Annotated in this window: 22 protein-coding genes; 14 read left to right on the top strand and 8 right to left on the bottom strand. The window is 72.4% G+C overall.

The genetic code is table 11. The features are described from left to right. Positions 1-47 precede the first annotated feature (47 nt). A complete protein-coding gene (locus tag DMB66_RS53920) occupies positions 48-2,249 on the top strand; it encodes a P-loop NTPase fold protein (RefSeq protein WP_158647662.1) in 2,202 nt (733 codons plus the stop codon). 45 nt (positions 2,250-2,294) lie between these two features. Here the strand turns inward: DMB66_RS53920 and DMB66_RS53925 are convergent, their stop codons facing one another. Both DMB66_RS53925 and DMB66_RS53930 read right to left on the bottom strand, forming a co-directional pair. Further along, entirely contained in the window at positions 2,295-4,097 is a 1,803-nt protein-coding gene (locus DMB66_RS53925) for a hypothetical protein (RefSeq protein ID WP_125811813.1), read from the bottom strand. Between the two features lie 225 nt (positions 4,098-4,322). Then, positions 4,323-4,586: a hypothetical protein gene (locus DMB66_RS53930; protein WP_125811814.1), complete on the bottom strand. Its 264-nt coding sequence runs from the start codon at positions 4,584-4,586 to the stop codon at positions 4,323-4,325. A gap of 239 nt (positions 4,587-4,825) precedes the next feature. Between DMB66_RS53930 and DMB66_RS53935 the strand changes: the two genes are divergently transcribed. After that, positions 4,826-5,371, top strand: coding sequence for an HAD domain-containing protein (locus DMB66_RS53935; protein ID WP_125811815.1), 546 nt, complete (start codon positions 4,826-4,828; stop codon positions 5,369-5,371). A gap of 139 nt (positions 5,372-5,510) precedes the next feature. Here DMB66_RS53935 and DMB66_RS53940 read toward each other — a convergent pair whose 3' ends face one another. Beyond that, positions 5,511-6,287: a phosphotransferase enzyme family protein gene (locus DMB66_RS53940; protein WP_199753180.1), complete on the bottom strand. Its 777-nt coding sequence runs from the start codon at positions 6,285-6,287 to the stop codon at positions 5,511-5,513. Further along, positions 6,257-6,424, bottom strand: a complete 168-nt coding sequence (locus tag DMB66_RS61940) for a hypothetical protein (RefSeq protein ID WP_158647663.1) — start codon at positions 6,422-6,424, stop codon at positions 6,257-6,259. Before DMB66_RS61940 ends, DMB66_RS53940 begins: the two co-directional genes overlap by 31 nt. 43 nt (positions 6,425-6,467) lie before the next feature. Between DMB66_RS61940 and DMB66_RS53945 the strand changes: the two genes are divergently transcribed. The 12 genes from DMB66_RS53945 (at position 6,468) to DMB66_RS53995 (ending at position 14,697) form a co-directional block, all read left to right on the top strand. Then, positions 6,468-7,145: a response regulator gene (locus DMB66_RS53945; RefSeq protein WP_125811816.1), complete on the top strand. Its 678-nt coding sequence runs from the start codon at positions 6,468-6,470 to the stop codon at positions 7,143-7,145. A 194-nt stretch (positions 7,146-7,339) separates the two neighbouring features. After that, a complete protein-coding gene (locus DMB66_RS53950) occupies positions 7,340-7,750 on the top strand; it encodes a hypothetical protein (RefSeq protein WP_125811817.1) in 411 nt (136 codons plus the stop codon). 84 nt (positions 7,751-7,834) lie between these two features. Beyond that, complete coding sequence (locus DMB66_RS53955; RefSeq protein ID WP_370321153.1) at positions 7,835-8,236, top strand: GntR family transcriptional regulator; 402 nt, start codon at positions 7,835-7,837, stop codon at positions 8,234-8,236. Further along, positions 8,233-9,144 (top strand): ABC transporter ATP-binding protein, encoded by a 912-nt coding sequence (locus DMB66_RS53960; protein WP_125811818.1) that lies wholly within the window; start codon positions 8,233-8,235, stop codon positions 9,142-9,144. Before DMB66_RS53955 ends, DMB66_RS53960 begins: the two co-directional genes overlap by 4 nt. 8 nt (positions 9,145-9,152) lie before the next feature. Next, the gene (locus DMB66_RS53965; RefSeq protein ID WP_125811819.1) at positions 9,153-10,139 is read left to right on the top strand and encodes an ABC transporter permease subunit; all 987 of its coding nucleotides are present in this window, start codon (positions 9,153-9,155) and stop codon (positions 10,137-10,139) included. Positions 10,140-10,238: 99 nt separating this feature from the next. Then, positions 10,239-10,829, top strand: coding sequence for a PadR family transcriptional regulator (locus tag DMB66_RS53970; RefSeq protein WP_125811820.1), 591 nt, complete (start codon positions 10,239-10,241; stop codon positions 10,827-10,829). Next, the gene (locus DMB66_RS53975; RefSeq protein ID WP_125811821.1) at positions 10,826-11,539 is read left to right on the top strand and encodes an ABC transporter ATP-binding protein; all 714 of its coding nucleotides are present in this window, start codon (positions 10,826-10,828) and stop codon (positions 11,537-11,539) included. Before DMB66_RS53970 ends, DMB66_RS53975 begins: the two co-directional genes overlap by 4 nt. Further along, complete coding sequence (locus DMB66_RS61945) at positions 11,536-11,685, top strand: hypothetical protein (protein ID WP_158647664.1); 150 nt, start codon at positions 11,536-11,538, stop codon at positions 11,683-11,685. The genes DMB66_RS53975 and DMB66_RS61945 overlap by 4 nt, the downstream gene beginning before the upstream one ends. Beyond that, positions 11,682-13,067 carry an FtsX-like permease family protein gene (locus tag DMB66_RS53980; protein WP_125811822.1) on the top strand — a complete coding sequence of 462 codons (1,386 nt, stop codon included), beginning with the start codon at positions 11,682-11,684 and terminating at the stop codon, positions 13,065-13,067. Before DMB66_RS61945 ends, DMB66_RS53980 begins: the two co-directional genes overlap by 4 nt. A gap of 62 nt (positions 13,068-13,129) precedes the next feature. Then, the gene (locus DMB66_RS53985; protein WP_125811823.1) at positions 13,130-13,462 is read left to right on the top strand and encodes a hypothetical protein; all 333 of its coding nucleotides are present in this window, start codon (positions 13,130-13,132) and stop codon (positions 13,460-13,462) included. 2 nt (positions 13,463-13,464) lie between these two features. After that, complete coding sequence (locus tag DMB66_RS66350; RefSeq protein ID WP_370321159.1) at positions 13,465-13,851, top strand: FtsX-like permease family protein; 387 nt, start codon at positions 13,465-13,467, stop codon at positions 13,849-13,851. A 180-nt stretch (positions 13,852-14,031) separates the two neighbouring features. Then, positions 14,032-14,697, top strand: a complete 666-nt coding sequence (locus tag DMB66_RS53995; protein WP_125811825.1) for a hypothetical protein — start codon at positions 14,032-14,034, stop codon at positions 14,695-14,697. A gap of 105 nt (positions 14,698-14,802) precedes the next feature. Here the strand turns inward: DMB66_RS53995 and DMB66_RS54000 are convergent, their stop codons facing one another. The 4 genes from DMB66_RS54000 to DMB66_RS54015 all read right to left on the bottom strand — a co-directional run bounded on the left by DMB66_RS54000 (position 14,803) and on the right by DMB66_RS54015 (position 16,368). Continuing rightward, on the bottom strand, positions 14,803-15,126 hold the full coding sequence (locus DMB66_RS54000; RefSeq protein WP_125811826.1) for a hypothetical protein: 324 nt from the start codon (positions 15,124-15,126) through the stop codon (positions 14,803-14,805). Then, positions 15,123-15,395: a hypothetical protein gene (locus DMB66_RS54005; protein ID WP_125811827.1), complete on the bottom strand. Its 273-nt coding sequence runs from the start codon at positions 15,393-15,395 to the stop codon at positions 15,123-15,125. The genes DMB66_RS54000 and DMB66_RS54005 overlap by 4 nt, the downstream gene beginning before the upstream one ends. Before the next feature lie 146 nt (positions 15,396-15,541). Next, the gene (locus DMB66_RS54010; protein ID WP_158647665.1) at positions 15,542-15,916 is read right to left on the bottom strand and encodes a response regulator; all 375 of its coding nucleotides are present in this window, start codon (positions 15,914-15,916) and stop codon (positions 15,542-15,544) included. A 50-nt stretch (positions 15,917-15,966) separates the two neighbouring features. Next, positions 15,967-16,368 (bottom strand): hypothetical protein, encoded by a 402-nt coding sequence (locus tag DMB66_RS54015; RefSeq protein ID WP_125811829.1) that lies wholly within the window; start codon positions 16,366-16,368, stop codon positions 15,967-15,969. Positions 16,369-16,477 lie beyond the last annotated feature (109 nt).

Here is a 16,477-nt window from a genome sequence, read left to right on the forward strand (position 1 = left end):
ACTCGACCAGATGGCCTTGGGCCACGACCGACCGACGAGGACTGCCGATGACGACCCCATCCCCGCCCGGCCCGCCCGAGACCGATGGCGCCACCTGGACGTGGATGGTGCGCATCGTGAGCGAGGGCCGGGTCGTCGGCTGTGGATTCTTCGTGGGCGACGGCCTGATCGTGACAGCGGCGCACGTGGTGTCCGGCGCGCTGGGAATCGCCCCGCTCGTCGCCGAACCGCCGACCGGCCCGGTCCGGCTCCAGTTTCCCCACCTGACCGGCGACGAGGAGTGGACCGCCGGCGTGGTCGCCTGGTTCACCGACGACAAGGCCAAGTTCGAGGACATCGCGGTGCTCCGGCTGCCCGGCGACAAGTGGTCGGCCATCCCGGCGCCCCGCCTGCTGCCGCAAGGCCCGAAGGTCCACGCCAGGTGCCGCACCTTCGGCTTTCCGCAGGCGTTTCAGGAAGGGCTCTGGGTCACCGGCACCTTCGTCGGCCCGACCACGCGCAACGTCTGGCAACTCGACATGAAGGGCGTCAAACCCGGCTTCAGCGGCGCGCCGATCTGGGACGACGAGGCCGGCGGCGTGACCGGGATGCTGATGGCCGGCGCGCGGGACGACAACGTCGTGCTGATGGTCGCCACCGCCCGCCTCAACGAGGCCATCGCCGCGACGACCGCTTCCGCACCCGCCACCGCCCCGCCGGCGACCCCACCCGGCCACGGCGCGACGAACGACCAGGTGCGCTGGGTCGCCGACTTTCCCGCCACCGACGACGCGCTCAAGCGGCGGCCCCTGGCCCGCGCGCTCGCCCAGCGGCTGCGCCAGGTGCAGGAAGACGCCATGGGCAGGAGTTTCCTGATCCACCTGGACGGCGAGTGGGGCTCCGGGAAGAGCTCGCTGCTGAACTTCGTCCGCGAGGAGCTCGACGACTGGCTGGTCGTGGATTTCGACGCCTGGCGCGAGTCACGCCTCGGTCCGCCCTGGTGGTCGCTGCTCACCAGCCTGCGGGCCGCGGTGCGCGGCTCGCTACGCCGACCGGGACGGGTTCGGCTGCGCCTGGCGGAGGCCGGGACCCGCATGCGCCGCGGCGGCGTCTATCTGTTGTCGCTGCTCACCATGGCGCTCCTGATGGTCGGGCTCTACCTGCTCTTCCGCCCGGCACACTTCACCGCGGGCACGGCCACCGACCTGGCCAAACTCGTCGCCGCCGGGGTGACGGCCGTGGTCGGCCTCTGGGGCGCCTCACTCCTCACGGCGCGATTCTTCCTCTGGGAGTCGCCGCGCGGGGCCCGCTTCTACGAGACGACCGACCCCAACCCGGCCGGCGGCATCGCCGACCACTTCGGCTGGCTGGTCCGCCGGTCGCCACGGCCGGTCCTGTTCCTCGTGGACGACCTCGACCGGGCCGGGCCCGACTACGTCGTCGAGCTCATCGAGACGGTCCAGACGGTCATCCGCGACGCGCAGTGGAGCCGCGACCGTCCCGTTCAGGCCGCGCACGGCTGCCACGTCATCGTCGCCGCCGACGGCGCCTGGCTGCGGCAGAGCTTCGAGAGCCGGTACGAGACGTTCCAGCAGAGCATCGCCGAGCCGGGCCGCCCGCTGGGTTACCTGTTCCTCGACAAGATCTTCCAGCTCACCCTCGCCGTCCCCGCGATCAGCACCGCCGCCGGCGAGGACTACCTGCGCGAGTTGCTCGGCGTCGGCGACCTCCTCAAGTCGCACGAACTCGATCTGGAGCGCGCCGCGCTGGACGAGCGCATCGGGTCGAGCACCTCCGAAGGGGAGATCATCGAGGCCCTGCGCACCGCGACGCCAGTAGTCCGGGAGGCGGTGACGTCGGACGCGATCGACAAGCTGCACTCCCGCGAGGTGGAGGCCGCGCGCGAGCATTTCCTGCAGAAGTTCTCCGGCCTGCTGGCCGCGAACCCGCGCAGCATCAAGCGCTTCGTGATCGCCAACAGCATGGCCCGCACAGTACTCACCCTGCAGGGCAACTTCGTTGACGCGAAGACGCTCGCCCTCTGGCTGATCGTGCAGACCCGGTGGCCCGCGCTCGCGCGCTACCTGCAGGCCAACCCCGGCCAACTGGACCTCTTCACCGTCGCACGGGCGCCGGGCGCGGCCTCACTGCCGGAACCCCTCCGCCCGCTGGCCGGCGACGAGGCCGTCCGGACGGTGCTGACCCATCAGGCGGGCGGTCCGCTCACCCCGGCCCTGCTGCGCGACCTGGCCGGCGGAGGCCGCCGCTGAGGCCGACTCCCTCACCGGCCGTGGCACCCGGCGACGCGCCGGCTCTCATCGCAGTCCGGTCACCACGAACGTGACAGCCGCATAGCTCGCGATCGCCACGCAGAGGACGTACGTCGCGTAGCCGACGACGTTACGCGCCTGGCTCAGCATGACCCGGCTACCTCCCGACGTGACATAGCGGACACCGCCCAGCACGAGGAGAATCACGGTCGCGGTGCCGAGAACGGCGAGGAGCGCGGTCAAGCTCCGCCGGAGGCCGCCGGCGTTACCCGCCGCGACCTCTTTGACAAAGGTGTCGATCCTGTCCGACCCGGCCGACCAGACGAGCAGCGCCGCGCCGACCGTGGCCAGCGAGGCCACCAGGTAAGCCGACGAGCGTGCCGACACTGCGGCACCCGCCCACTTCCGCAGCGGCGCCACGACCCTCCCGGCCGCGCGCCCGAACCCCGGCGTCAGCCAACCGAGAAAGACCGGTGCCACCAGTGCGACCGCTGCCACCAGCTTCAACGTCTTTCCCGGGCACCTGCCGACGCTCTGCTTCCACGGCTCGTAACGCCGTTGGCCCTCGGCGCCGTCGGTGATCCAGTGGAGGGCCGCGAACTCCAGCAGCCGGTCGGCGACCCAGGGTGAGACGTCGGTCAGCTCGTTGACGACGAGCCCCGCGACGAACCCCCGCCAGAAGTCCGCACCGGAGCTGAGCCACCAGAGCAATCCGGCGGCCAGGCCGAGACCGACCGCCTTACGGCCCCGGCCCGAGCCGAGCAGGCGCGGGACACGTCGTGCCGGCGCCACGGCAGGGCCGGCGGTGTCGTCGGCGCCGCCCACGGGCACCCGGATGGTGATCTCGCTGGCCGCGACGGGAGCTGGGGCGGGAGCCGGCGGCGGCGGAGCCGGTGGCTCATCGTCCGGTGCCGGGCCGCGCCGCACGGCCCGGATCGCCCGCGTCAGACCCGTGACAGCCACGGCCACGGAGACCGCGCCCATCACGCTGACGAGCCAGCCGATCACCCGTCCCTGAGCCGACCGAATCTCCAGCGACGGGTCGTCGATGAAGACGAGCCTGTGCAGGAGGTGCTTGAAGAAGGCCAGGAAGCCGGCTTGCTCCCGCTGGGACAGGATGGCCGCGATCGCGATGAGGGTGAGCAGCACGCCGGTCAGGTAGATGACCGGGAATGACCAGGCCGGACCCCGCCCACCGGCCAGCGCCCGGGTCGGTGCCCGCGCGGGGGTGTCCTGCGCGTCGACGACCAGCAGCTCGGCATCGGCGAACGGCCGCAGGCCCGAACCCAGATCCCGCCACAGCGCCACCGACGCGTCGGTGCTGTTCGCGGACCGCGGATAGATCAGCAGTCGATCCTGGCCACGTCTCTCGGACTTCTTCGGCAGCGTGGAGAACCGCTCGACGATCCGGCTCCAGATGAGCGCGGCCTCGGCACCGGAATTCTGGTGACACAGGCTGAGCGTCCAGCAGTCCTCGGCGAGTCCCTCCTGGACCATGCCGGCCGCCGACTTGGCCGGGCCGAACTCCCGGACCATCCACTTGATCGAGGCAACGAACAGCGTGGCGACGACCGCGAAGACCTGAAGAATCGCCAGAAAGGCCGCGAGCAGCGCCCAGCTGGGCGAGGCACGGACGATCAGGGCGAGACACACCAGCAGCGAGATCGCCGGGAGCGCCAGGACGATGCGCTCCCACTGCCGGTCGACGAGGCCGAGCGCCCGGACGACGACACCACGCCCGTCCGGCGACGACCAACCGGCCGCCGGCGGTTCCAGAAGGGCGACATCGTCGGCGTCACCCCGGACCAGGCGACCCTCCCGGCCCGCCACGTAGAGCAGAACGGGCAATGGCCCGCGAGAACGGACCAGGGCGACAACCCCGCGAGGACGGGCCACGGCGATCGCTTCCCGGCCGTGCGGTGCCTGCCGGATCGCACGAGCGGCACGCAGACAGTCGAAGAAGGACGGAGCATCGTCGCGTCCCGGGGAGTCGCCTGAGTTCCCTATGGAAGCCTCCGAGGTCCGGTGCTGATCGCCTGGCCCGAACCTTACCGACCATCGATCGGCTGGAGATCACGCGAGCTGATACTCCCAACCTTCGGCCCGCCATTCGAAGGGGGCCGCGACCAACTCCCGCACGGTGCGGCCGGTGGTCACATGTTCCAACGCTCGATACGTCGCGAGGTGCCCGATCAGCATGACGCGCCGGCGCCGGCCCATGTCGGCGGCGTTGGCCCGGCCGCGCTCGCAGAGCCGCCCGGGCAGCCAACCGGTGGCGACGCCACGCTCGTTGTCCTCGCTCAACGCATGGGTCTCGAACACGACATCGATCGGCATCACGCGAGGCTATCGGCAAATGTCGGCGTTCGGCCGCAGGTAGCCGCTACCGTGCCGCCAGGGTGGATACGCACGAGCGATGGGTGGCCTCCGGGCAGCTGCGGATCTGGACTGAGCGGACCGGGGATCCTTCGCTTCCCGCCGTTTTGATGGTCATGGGGTCGGCCGCTCAAGGTGTCGGCTGCCCTGACGCGCTGGTTGGCCGGCTCGTCGAACGATGCGACCGATATCGTGCCGCCGTGACCGGCTCCGCAGCGCGCCCGCTGCTCTTCCTCGATGTTGACGGACCCCTCATTCCCTTCGGTGGGACACCGCAGCCATACCCGATCTACCAAACGGGCACCGAACCACGGGAGACCAGCTCGAATCCGCTGCTGGGCAGGATCAATCCCGGACACGGACCCCGGTTGGCGGCCCTACCGTGCGATCTGGTCTGGGCCACGACCTGGATGGACGACGCGAACGAGACCATCGCGCCACGGATCGGTCTGCCGCGGTTGGCGGTGGTGATCTGGCCGGAGCCGACCGACACCGACGAGCACGACGAGCGGAACGGACTGCACTGGAAGACCCGCACCCTCGTCGACTGGGCCGCAGGCCGTCCCTTCGCCTGGGTCGACGACGAGATCACGGACACCGACCGAGCCTGGGTGTCGGCACACCACCCGGGACACGCCCTGCTTCATCGCGTCGACCCCCGTCTGGGCCTCACCGAGGCTGACTACGCCGCCCTTGAGGATTGGCTGCGCTGGACTCACGACTCGCCGCCCCATCGCGCGGCCTGAAGCCCTTGCCCGAGTCAGGCGCCGCGACACGCCGACAACCCCCATCCTCGAACGCGTTCTCAGACCGCCCGAACTTTCGGCGAGGCGCTTCACCCCCGCCGGCCGCAGCTTGCGGGTTCCGACCATCAGGTGGCCGGTCCTACCGCAACGCTGAGCGCCACTCCGGCAGGTGCCCGGCGAGGTAGTCCGCCGCGCCACCCCAGTGCACGCCGTGGCCCTCGGCCCACAAGCGGGCCCACGGCAGCGTGCCGCTGCGCGCACCGTTCTCCAACAGGTCGAACATCGCCCGGGTACGCCGCACGAGCAACTCCGGCAGCGCGTCGCGCCCCGCCGCGTCCAGGCCGTAACCGTCGACCACCGCACGCAGCCGCGGCCCGTCCGCCCGTGGATCGCCACCGGCCACCAGCGGCGGGAACGTCTGCGCCACGTACGCCAGATCCCACAGCCGGGTCCCCGGCGCCGCGGCGTCCCAGTCGATGAAGGTCCACGTCTCGCCGTCGCGGATCAGGTTCCACGGCGCCAGATCCTGGTGACACACCAGCTCCGCGCCGTCCGGCGGGATCGCCACCTCCCACCGCGCGCCCGGCGGGGGCACGAAATCCGCCGACGCGTCGTGCAGCGCCCGCACCATCGTCCCGAGCCGGCGCAACTCGGCCACGGTCATCGGTGGCGCCGACAGCCCCTGCTCCCCCGGCACGTACTCCAGCACCTGCCGGCCCTGCTCGTCGCGGCCGTGCACCGCGGGCACGCCGGGCACACCCTTGCCCCGCAGGTGGCGCAGGAACGCGTGCACCGCCGGCGTTGCGGGCGTCCACGGCTTGCGCACCGTGTCGCCCGAGCGGACCACCGCCGCGGCGACGTTCCCGCCGGTCAGCGGCTGCTCCGTCAGACCGTCCAGCCCATCCGGAGGCGCCACTCGTCCTCGGTGCCCTCCCGCGGATCCTGCACGAGGTGCAGGATCGCCTGCAGCGGGATCATCTGCTCCGGCGTGACCCGCGGCGGCAACCGCCGGAAGTCCTCCCGGCTGCGCACAGCCCGTTCCCTGATCTCCACGGCTCCAGGCTAGATCCCACCGGCATGCTGCACAATCAGCGCCGTGAGCCGCATTCTCGTCGTGGACGACGACGACCAGCTACGCCGGGCCCTGCGGATCAACCTGGCCGCCCGCGGCTACGAGGTGCTGACCGCCGCCGACGGCACCAGCGCCCTGCGCACCGCCGGCCACACCCCGCCCGACCTGGCCATCGTCGACCTCGGCCTGCCCGACATCGACGGCGTCGAGGTGGTCCGCGGCCTGCGCGGCTGGACCAGCGTCCCGATCATCGTGCTGTCGGCCCGCGACGACCAGGCCGGCAAGGTCCAGGCCCTGGACGCCGGCGCCGACGACTACGTGACCAAACCGTTCGGCATGGACGAGCTCCTGGCCCGCATCCGGGCGGCCCTGCGCCGCGCGGCACCCCAGCCGGACAGCGTCACGATCACCACGGCGGCCTTCACCATCGACCTGGCCGCCAAGCGCCTCACCACCACGGCCGGCGACGACGTACGCCTCACCCCGACCGAGTGGCACATGCTCGAGACGCTGGCCCGGCACCCCGACAAGCTGGTGTCGCAGCGACAGCTGCTGCGCGAGGTGTGGGGCCCGGCGTACGAGAACGAGACGGGCTACCTGCGGGTGCACCTGGCCAACCTGCGCCGCAAGGTCGAACCGGACCCCTCCCGGCCCCGGTACCTGATCACCGAGCCGGGCATCGGCTACCGCTTCACCTCGTAGGGCCGGCGCCGCGGCACGCGGCGCTCTTTCCGGTGATCAGTCGCCGAAGGCGGCAAGTGAGACCGCGCGGCCGCCGGCCGAGACGGGGCGCACATCGCGTAAGGCATCCTAGGATGATGTCTCTCGGCGTGGGACCGGATATCGACCCTTGCCGCTATCGTGAGCGGCGAACTCACCTGAGCGAGGGGATCGCGATGAAGGTTCGTGTGGCGTTCTGGCTGGCCGTGTCCTTCACTCTTTCCGGAGTGGCGTTGGTCGCGATCGACCTGGTGACGCTTCGCGACTCGGAGGCGTTCTGGCCGGTGCTGGCGGCCGGGCTGGCCATGACCCTGGTCGGGCTGCTGTACTTCGGTCCGCTGCCGTACCTCGTGGTCACCGAGACGTCCGTCCAGGTGCCGATGCAGCTCGGAAGCCGCCGGGTCACGTTCGGGCCCCGCGACCGGGTGGACACCGGCGGTCGTCGCCTCGTCGTCCACCAGGCCGGCCGGCCACCGCGCACCATCGCCTACCGCGGCATGGCCCGGGGCGAGGACTGGCAAGCCATGGCCACCCTGCTGGCCGGGCGCGGCCGAGACGCCTCGCGACGGCGTCCCCCGGCCGGGTAAGGCCCGGCCCGCCGCGCCGGTCCCGGCTCGTCGCCGGCCGTGTGTACTATCCTACTAGTACACATAGACAGGCGATGGGGGTCGATGCGAGTGTTCGCGTTCCGGTTGGACGCCCGTTCGGGGGTGCCGACCTATCTGCAGCTCGTCGAGCAGGTTCGGCGCGGGCTTCTGCTCGGCTATCTGCTCGACGGTGACCAGCTTCCGACCGTGCGGGAGGTGGCCGCCGCACTGGTGGTCAACCCCAACACCGTCGCGAAGGCGTACCGGGACCTCGAACGGGCCGGGCTGGCCGCGCCGCGGGCGGGCCAGGGCACCTTCGTCGTCGGCAGCATCGACCAGGTGCCGGCCGCCACCTACGCCCGGCTGTCGCGCAGTCTGCGCGGCTGGCTGCGCACGGCCCACGACGCCGGCCTGGACCACGAGCAGGTCCGCGCCCTGGTGGCCGCGACCCTGGACGACGATCAGGCCCAGGCGGGCGCGGCGTGAGCAACGAGCCCGCGCTGCGCGCCGAGAGCCTGGGCCGGCGGTACGGCCGCCGCACCTGGGCACTGCGCGACTGCACCCTGGAGTTGCCCCGGGGCCGGATCATCGGGCTCGTCGGCGCCAACGGCGCCGGCAAGACCACCCTGCTGCACCTGGCGATCGGCCTGCTGAAGCCGACCGAGGGCACGGTGTCGATGTTCGGCCGGCCGATCCGGATGGACCAGCCGGCCGGGCTGGCCCAGGTGGGGTTCGTCGCCCAGGACCACCCGCTGTATCGCGGCTTCACCGTCGCGGACACCATCCGCTTCGGGCGCTCGCTGAACCCCCGATTCGACCAGCCCGGCGCCGAACGTCGCCTACGAGATCTCGACATCCCGCTCGGCCGCAAGACCGGCGCGCTCTCCGGCGGGCAACAGGCCCAGGTGGCGCTCACCCTCGCGCTCGCCAAACAGCCCCGCGTTCTCGTCCTGGACGAACCGGTGGCCAGCCTCGATCCGCTCGCCCGCCGCGGCGTCATGAGAACGCTCGTCGACGCTGTCGCCGAGGCCGACCTGACCGTCCTGCTCTCCTCGCACGTGGTCGCCGAACTCGAACGGGTCTGCGACCACCTGGTCCTGCTGCACGAGGGACGGGTGCGGCTGACCGGCGACATCGACGACCTGCTCGCCGAGCACCGGCTGCTCACCGGCCCGCGCACCGGCACGCAGGACACCGGCATCGAGGGGATCGTCGCCGCCACCCACGGCCGGCGACACAGCAACCTGCTGGTACGCCAGCCCGCCGGCATGCCCGCACACCCCCGCTGGGAGACCCACCCGATCAGCCTGGAAGACCTCGTCCTGGCCTATCTGGCCGGTCCCGGGGCCGTGGCGCCGGGCTCCGCCGCCCGGTCGAACCCGATGGAAAGGTAGGGACGGCCATGTTGTGGCTGACCTGGCGGCAGCACCGCGCCGAACTCCTCGTCGCGACCGCGCTGCTCGCCCTCGCCGCCCTGCCGCTGATCATCACCGGCGTGGCGATGCACGAGGAGTACCGCGCCGGCGGCATCGCCGCCTGCGTCGCCGACCCCGCCGCCCGGGGCGGCTGCGCCCCGCTGATCGACCAGTTCGTCAGCCGGTACGACCAATGGGGCAACCGGCTGCTCTGGGGCGCCTTCCTGCCCGTGCTGGCCGGGGTCTTCGTCGGCGCGCCGCTGCTCGCCCGCGAGTTCGAGCACGGCACCTGGCGGCTGGCGTTCAGTCAGAGCGTCTCCCGCACCCGCTGGCTCATGACGAAGCTGGCCCTCGTCGGCACCACGGTGACTGTCTTCGCCGTCGCGTTCGCCGCCCTGTTCACCTGGTGGCGCGCACCACTGGCCGAGATCGGCGGACGCATGCGGGCGACCGCCTTCATCATCGCGATACCGAGCCTCACCGCCGCCGCCCTGTTCGCCTTCGCCGTGGGGGTCTTCGCCGGCGCCCTGCTGCGACGCACCATCGTCGCCATGGCGGCCACGCTCACCACCTTCCTGGCGGTCCGGCTCCCGCTGGAGGAGTACGCCCGGCCCCACTACCGGGCTCCCCTCGTGCGGATCACCGACCCGCAGCTCGAAACCGGCCCCGGCCGACTGCCGGGCACCGACTGGATCGTTCACAACGGCTGGGTCGACCGGACCGGGCACCTGCTCTCCGACGGCGAGGAGGCGGCGATCATCCGCCAGGTCTACGGCGGCAGCGACACGCTCTACAACTCCGACGCACGGGTCGAGAGCTTCATGATCGACCACGGCCTCCGCCATTACACCGAATACCACCCCGACAGCAGCTTCTGGGTCTTCCAAGCCATCGAGTCGGCGTCCTTCCTCGCCCTCGCCGCCGCATCCCTGGCCGCTGCCATCTGGATGGTTCGCCGCCGCACGACCGCATGAGCCGCCGCACGACCCCATGAGAGGCGCAGCCGTGCCGACACGCCCGGCCACGCTCGGCCGGCTTGCCAATCGCATACCGGGTATGCATACTCCGTATCTATGTCCATTCGTCACGGCCTGCTCGCGCTGCTCGAACGCGGTCCGATGCACGGCTACCAGCTGCGCGCCGCCTTCGAGCAGTCCACCGGGGCCACCTGGCCGCTCAACATCGGGCAGGTCTACACGACACTGTCCCGGCTGGAACGCGACGGCCTGGCCAGTCCCCTGCCGGAGAACGAGGCGGGGCAGCGCCCGTACGAGATCACCAAGGCCGGCCGCACCGCGCTGAGTGCCTGGTTCACGACCCCGATCAGCGCCACCGACCGCCCGCGCGACGAACTCGCCATCAAGATGGCGCTGGCCGTCACGACGCCGGGCGTCGACGTGCCCGGGGTGCTGCAGGCCCAGCGCACCGCGACGATGCGCGCGCTGCAGGAGTACACCCGGCTCAAGACCCGCGAGGCCGAGCCCGCCGACCTGGCCTGGCGGCTCGTGCTCGACGCCATGATCTTCCAGGCCGAGGCCGAGGTGCGGTGGCTCGACCACTGCGAGGCCAGCCTGCTCCGGCACAGCCGCACCCCGGCCCCCCAGCCGGCCCCACAGCCGGACCCGGCGAGCGCGGCGCCGGGCCACGTGGCGGCCACGTCATGAGCGTGCTGGAGATTCGCGACGCGCACCGGACCCACGGCGCCGGAGAGGCCCTCGTCCACGCGCTGCGTGGCGTCACCCTCACGGTCCGGCCCGGCGAACTGGTGGCCGTGATGGGGCCGTCCGGCTCCGGCAAGTCCACCCTGCTGAACCTCGCCGGCGGGCTCGACCGGCCCACCCGGGGCTCGGTGCACGTCGAGGACCAGCAGCTGGACCAGCTGTCCAAACGCCGGCTCGCCGCGCTGCGGCGGCGCTCGATCGGGTACGTCTTCCAGGACTTCAACCTGCTGCCCAGCCTGACCGCCGCGGAGAATGTCGCGCTCCCCCTCGAACTGGACGGCCTCGGGGTGCGGCAGTCCCGCCGGCTCGCCGTGACCGCGCTCGACGAGGTGGGGCTGGCCGAGCTCGGGCCGCGCTTCCCCGACGAGATGTCCGGCGGCCAGCAGCAGCGGGTCGCCATCGCCCGGGCGCTCATCGGCGAGCGCCGCCTCGTGCTGGCCGACGAGCCGACCGGGGCGCTCGACTCGCAGACCGGCGAGGCCGTCCTGCGGCTGCTGCGCACCCGGGTCGACGCGGGCGCCGCCGGCGTGCTGGTGACCCACGAGGCCCGGCACGCCGCCTGGGCCGACCGGGTGGTGTTCCTGCGCGACGGGGTCATCGTCGACACCTCCGGCCCGCTCGCCACCGCCGACCAGCTGCTGGAGCCCGCGTGAGGGCCTGGCTGACCGCCCTGCGCATCGCCCGCCGCGAGGCGCGCCGGGCCAAGGGCCGCTCGGCGCTGGTGATCGCGATGATCGCGGTGCCACCCGCATCGGCGGCACCGTGCGCGACGCCGACCGGAGGGTCTCCTGGACGGTGACCGCCATCGTCGAGTTCCCCGGCGAGCTCGGCGAGAAGGTGGTCCTGCGGCCGGGCGCCGAGGGCTTCTTCGACTCCACCCGGTGGTTGTGGGACGCGCCCGCACCCGTCGACTGGGCCGGGGTCAAGCGGCTCAACCAGCGCGGCATGGTCGTGGTCTCGCGGGCGGTGCTGCTGGACCCGCCGGTGCTCGACCCCGCCGACCCGGACCACCGCGACAGCGACAACGCCGTCAGCGCGCGGGAATTCGCCGTCGGCGGCCTCGTCGTCGGGCTCGGCGTGCTGGAGGTCATGCTGCTCGCCGGGCCCGCCTTCGCCGTCGGTGCCCGCCGCCGGCAGCGCGACCTCGCGCTGGTCGCCGCCAACGGGGGTACGCCCGCCCACCTGCGCCGCATCGTGCTGGCCGACGGCCTCGTCCTGGGCGCGCTCGGCGCCGTCCCCGGCCTGCTGCTCGGCGTGGGGGCCACGTTCGTGGTCCGGCCGCTGATCGAGGTACATCTGGCCCAGCAGCGGGCCGGCGGCTACCGCGTGTTCCCGCTCGCGCTGGCCGCCATCGCCGGCCTCGCCGTCGGCACCGGCCTGCTCGCGGCGCTGGCGCCCGCCGTCACCGCGGCCCGCGGCGACGTCGTGGCCGCCCTGACCGGGCGGCGCGGCCTCCGCCGGTCCCGCAAGAGATGGCTGGTGCTCGGCCTGGCGTTCGTGAGCGCCGGTACGGCCGCCGCGGCCTACGGCGCGTGGCGGATCTCCTCGACCATCGTTCTCGCCGGCCTGGTCGTCGCGGAACTGGGCCTGGTGCTGTGCACACCGGCGCTGGTGGGGCTGATCGCCCGGCTCGGACCGGCCCTGCCGCTGGCCCCGCGCATCGCCCTGCGTGACACCGCCCGGAACCGGGCCGCCGCCGTGCCGGCCGTGGCGGCGGTCATGGCGGCGGTGGCCGGCAGCGTCGCGATCGGCGTCGTCCTCACCGCCCAGCAGGACCGTACCGCCGCCGGCTACCGGCCGGGCCTGCCCGTCGGGCACGCGATCGTGACCTACGACCCGGTGCCGTATCCACCCGGCCTCGGCCGGAAACCGCGCGCGCCGATCTCGATGGACCAGGTCACGGCCGCGGTCCGCGACAGCCTGCCGGCGACCGACGTCATCACGGTCGGCCAGGTGACGTGTCCCGCCCGGGAGGCCGGGCGCGCCGCCTGCCGCCTGCCGCCTGCGGCCCGAGCTGCCGCCGGAGCGCCGGTGCCCCTACGCACCCGACACCGGCGAGCCGCTGAGCCGGGCCGAGCAGCGGGCGGCCAACGACGACCCGCGCTGCGCGATCAGCAACGCCCGGGGCACCGCCGTCCTCGACCCGCTGATCGCCCGGGCCGGCGGCGGTCCCCGCGCTGACCGAGGCGACCGGCGCGGACCTGTCCCGGGCCCGCGCGACGCTGGCCGCGGGCGGGGTGCTCGTGGACGACCCCCGCTACGTGGTCGACGGCGAAGTGACCCTGCGGATCTACAAATCGGACACCGACGGCACGATGCGGCCCGAGGGGCGGGCCCTGACCGTGCCCGGATACGCCCCGTCCACCGGCACCCCGCTGTCCACCCAGATCTACGCCGCGGACGTGATCGAGGCCGCGAAACTCGGCACCCGGCCGAACACGGTCCTGGTGGCCACCGACCGGATGCCCACCCAGGACGAGCAGGACCGGCTCGCCGCCACGCTGCGCGACCTGGACCAGGAATCGCTGAACGCGACCATCGAACGCCGGCCGGCCGGCGCGACCCGACCCTGCTGATCCTGGCGGCCGTCGCGGGCCTCATCACGCTCGGCGCCGCCGGCATCGCCACCGGCCTGGCCGCCGCCGACGGCCGCGGCGACCTGGTCACCCTGTCCGCGGTCGGCGCCAGCCCGGGGGTACGCCGCAAGCTGTCGCTGAGCCAGTCCGGGGTGATCGCCGGGCTGGGCACGGCGCTGGGGGTCGTCGCCGGGCTCGGCGCCTCCGCGGCGGTGCTGTTCGCCTACAACCGGACCCTCATGTACCACTGGCCGCGCGAGGAGACCTACCCGATCAGCGTGCCCTGGGACACGGTGGCGGTGGTGCTCGTGGTGCCGCTGGTGGCGATGCTCGGCACCGGCCTGCTGACCCGCTCCCGCCTGCCCATCGAACGCCGCGACCGCACCTGACCGCCGGTGGTCGGGCGGCGACCGGACGAACGGCCGGCCGGGGCCCGCACCCGGCCGGCGCCGGGTGCGGCGAGCGGGTCAGCTTCACCTCATCGTGGGGAAGCGATCGGCTGGTGTCGAGCATCGGACTGCGGATGGTCGGCAACGGCGTAGGTTGGGCCCGGAGTCTCGGAGGTGGCGGTGAGCAATGGGGCCGCGGATCAGGTCAATGCCGATCTGCTCGCCACGTGTGCGCAGGTCTGCATCGCGGCGGTGATCGTCGTGGGCATCGACGCCGCTGCCATGCACATCGCCGCACGGGCCGTCTCCGGCGGGCAGACGGCCGCCACTATTCATGAACGCGTTGCGAAGTGGCGTCGAACGGTGCCGAAGTGGCTGACACCGGTGATCTCCATGACGTCTTACGACGGCAGCGAGCCGTTCTCCGCGCTCGACAAGCGGATCCGGAACGATCCCTTCATGATCGGGATGATCAACTGCGCCCTCGTCGCCGGCCTGGTGACCGCGGCGACAATGCCTATTCTGGCCCTGGTAATGGCCATTCTCGGGCTGTGGCTGGAGGCCCCGCAGCTGGAAGGGCCGGTCGCGGCGACCACGATCTGTTCTGTCGTTCTTGTCGCGGTTCTGCTGTACCTGCAGATCAGGATGCGGGCGAAGGACATCGCACAAACAGCGGCGGGGACACGTCCCGCGACGAGCCAACCGTTGGTGGGATCCACCGCGGCGACCGCGAATTCCGCCGACGTGGAATCATCTGCGGCGAACGGCACGGGCGCCGGTCGCGGCGCTGCGCAAAGCGCCGCGACGGCGGGCGCATTGCCGATGCCCGGACGGCCGGAGAACTGACCGCGCTCCGCGTTCGCCGATAGCCGTGCGGTCAGAACCTGTCACTGTCGTCGGCCTCGCCGCCCCTCCCCCGTCGCGGCGAGGAAGGAGTGGTGCCGGTTGTCGTCAGGCCGCGTGCCCGGTCTGGGCGGCGTGCGCGATGGCCCGCCGCAACACCGACAGCGGCACGGCCCGGTCGTCGTCGAGCTCGGTCAGCCCGACCTCGGCCCACTCGCGGATCAGCTGGGAATACGGCACCCCGGCCTTCTTCGCGGCCTCGCGGATGCGGGCGGCGAGGGTCGTCGGGACGCGGATGCCCATCGGCACCATCGGTTCGGTCTCGGGCGGCTCCGGCAACCGCACCGGTGCGGTCTCGTCGTATGCGACGTCACCGGCGGCGAACGCCGCGGCGGCCGCCACCACCTGCTCGTCGCTGTATCCCTGCGTCATGATGCGACCTCCCATGCCTCGAACCGCTTGAGTTCCTGCGGGGACATCTCGCGGGCACCGATGATCTGCTGGTCGTGGCCGCCGAGCAGGCGGACCGCGACGATCAGCGGCCGGCCGGCGCTCGTCCGCGCCGAGATCGTCAGGAACCGCACGCCGACGCTCTCCGCCGCGAGCGGCATCCGCCGCGGCGCGGCCAGCACCTGCGCGGCCTCGGACGGCTCGACACCGCGCAGCGCGGCGACAGCCTCGGCCAACCATTCGTACCCCACGCCGACAGCGTATAACGTTCGTTTGACGGCGCGGTGTCGCGTCAGCGCCTTTTGGCACGCTGGGAGAAGATCATTTCCGGGGCGGGCGCCCTGATCACAGCGCATCTCCGCCCCGGCGGACCGGAGCGCGTCGCGGTCGGCGGCCGCTACACGGCCCGGGTCGATTCCAGCGCCGCCGTGACGCCGGCCTGCAACTGTGCCGGCGTGAACGGCTTGGGCACCATTTGGTCACCGCCGTGCAGGACCTCGGCCGCGGTGGCCGCCGAAACCGAACCGGACGCCACGACGATCGGAATGTCCGCGGTGTCGGGGTCGGCGTGCAACGTCCGCACCACCTCGAGCCCCGTCATGACCGGCATCTCGTTGTCGGTAACGACGACATCGGGGTGATGCGAACGGACCTCCTCGACCAGGGCCGCGCCATCGTCGTACGTCGAGACGTCGTGACCCGCCCGCACGAGCACCCTCTTCACGATGGATTGGACGGCGAGGTCGTCGTCAGCTGCTGCGATCGTGGCCATGATTGATATCATTGCATATTTAATTAAACCGGCATACCGGTCAGCGCAAACTACAGGTGACACTGGCGCAGTTCGTCGCCGCTCCCCGGCATGAACGCGACCGAGAACGCCACCCGGTCGGTGGTGAACTCCACGTCGCCGCCGCCCGAGCCGGCCGGGTCCAGCTCCACGGGCATCTCGGCCTCGGTCAGCGGTTTGCCGAGATAGACCGCGGTGAGCGTGCCCCCGCAGTCGCGCGCCTCGAAGCCCTTCGGCGCCTTGACCGTGACCGTGCGCCGCCCGTCGATCGCGACCTGCTCGCGCTGCGCCGAATTCATCGTGTATGAGACGCGGCCGGCGACCGAGGTGAGCACGACGTGCCAGAACTCCACCTGGACCGGCACACCCTGGCAGACCGTCGCGGCGGCACTGTTGTGCCCCAGCACGATGTCGTAGGCCTCGGCCTCGGTCATCGCCCGCACCCAGTTGCGGGTCTGCGTCTGCGACCAGGACGCGGTCCGCTGGCACGGCGGCGGGCTCGCCGGCGACGGGCTGGCCGACGGTGACGGGCTCGCGGCGGGC

The sequence above is a fragment of the Actinoplanes sp. ATCC 53533 genome, assembly GCF_003947245.1.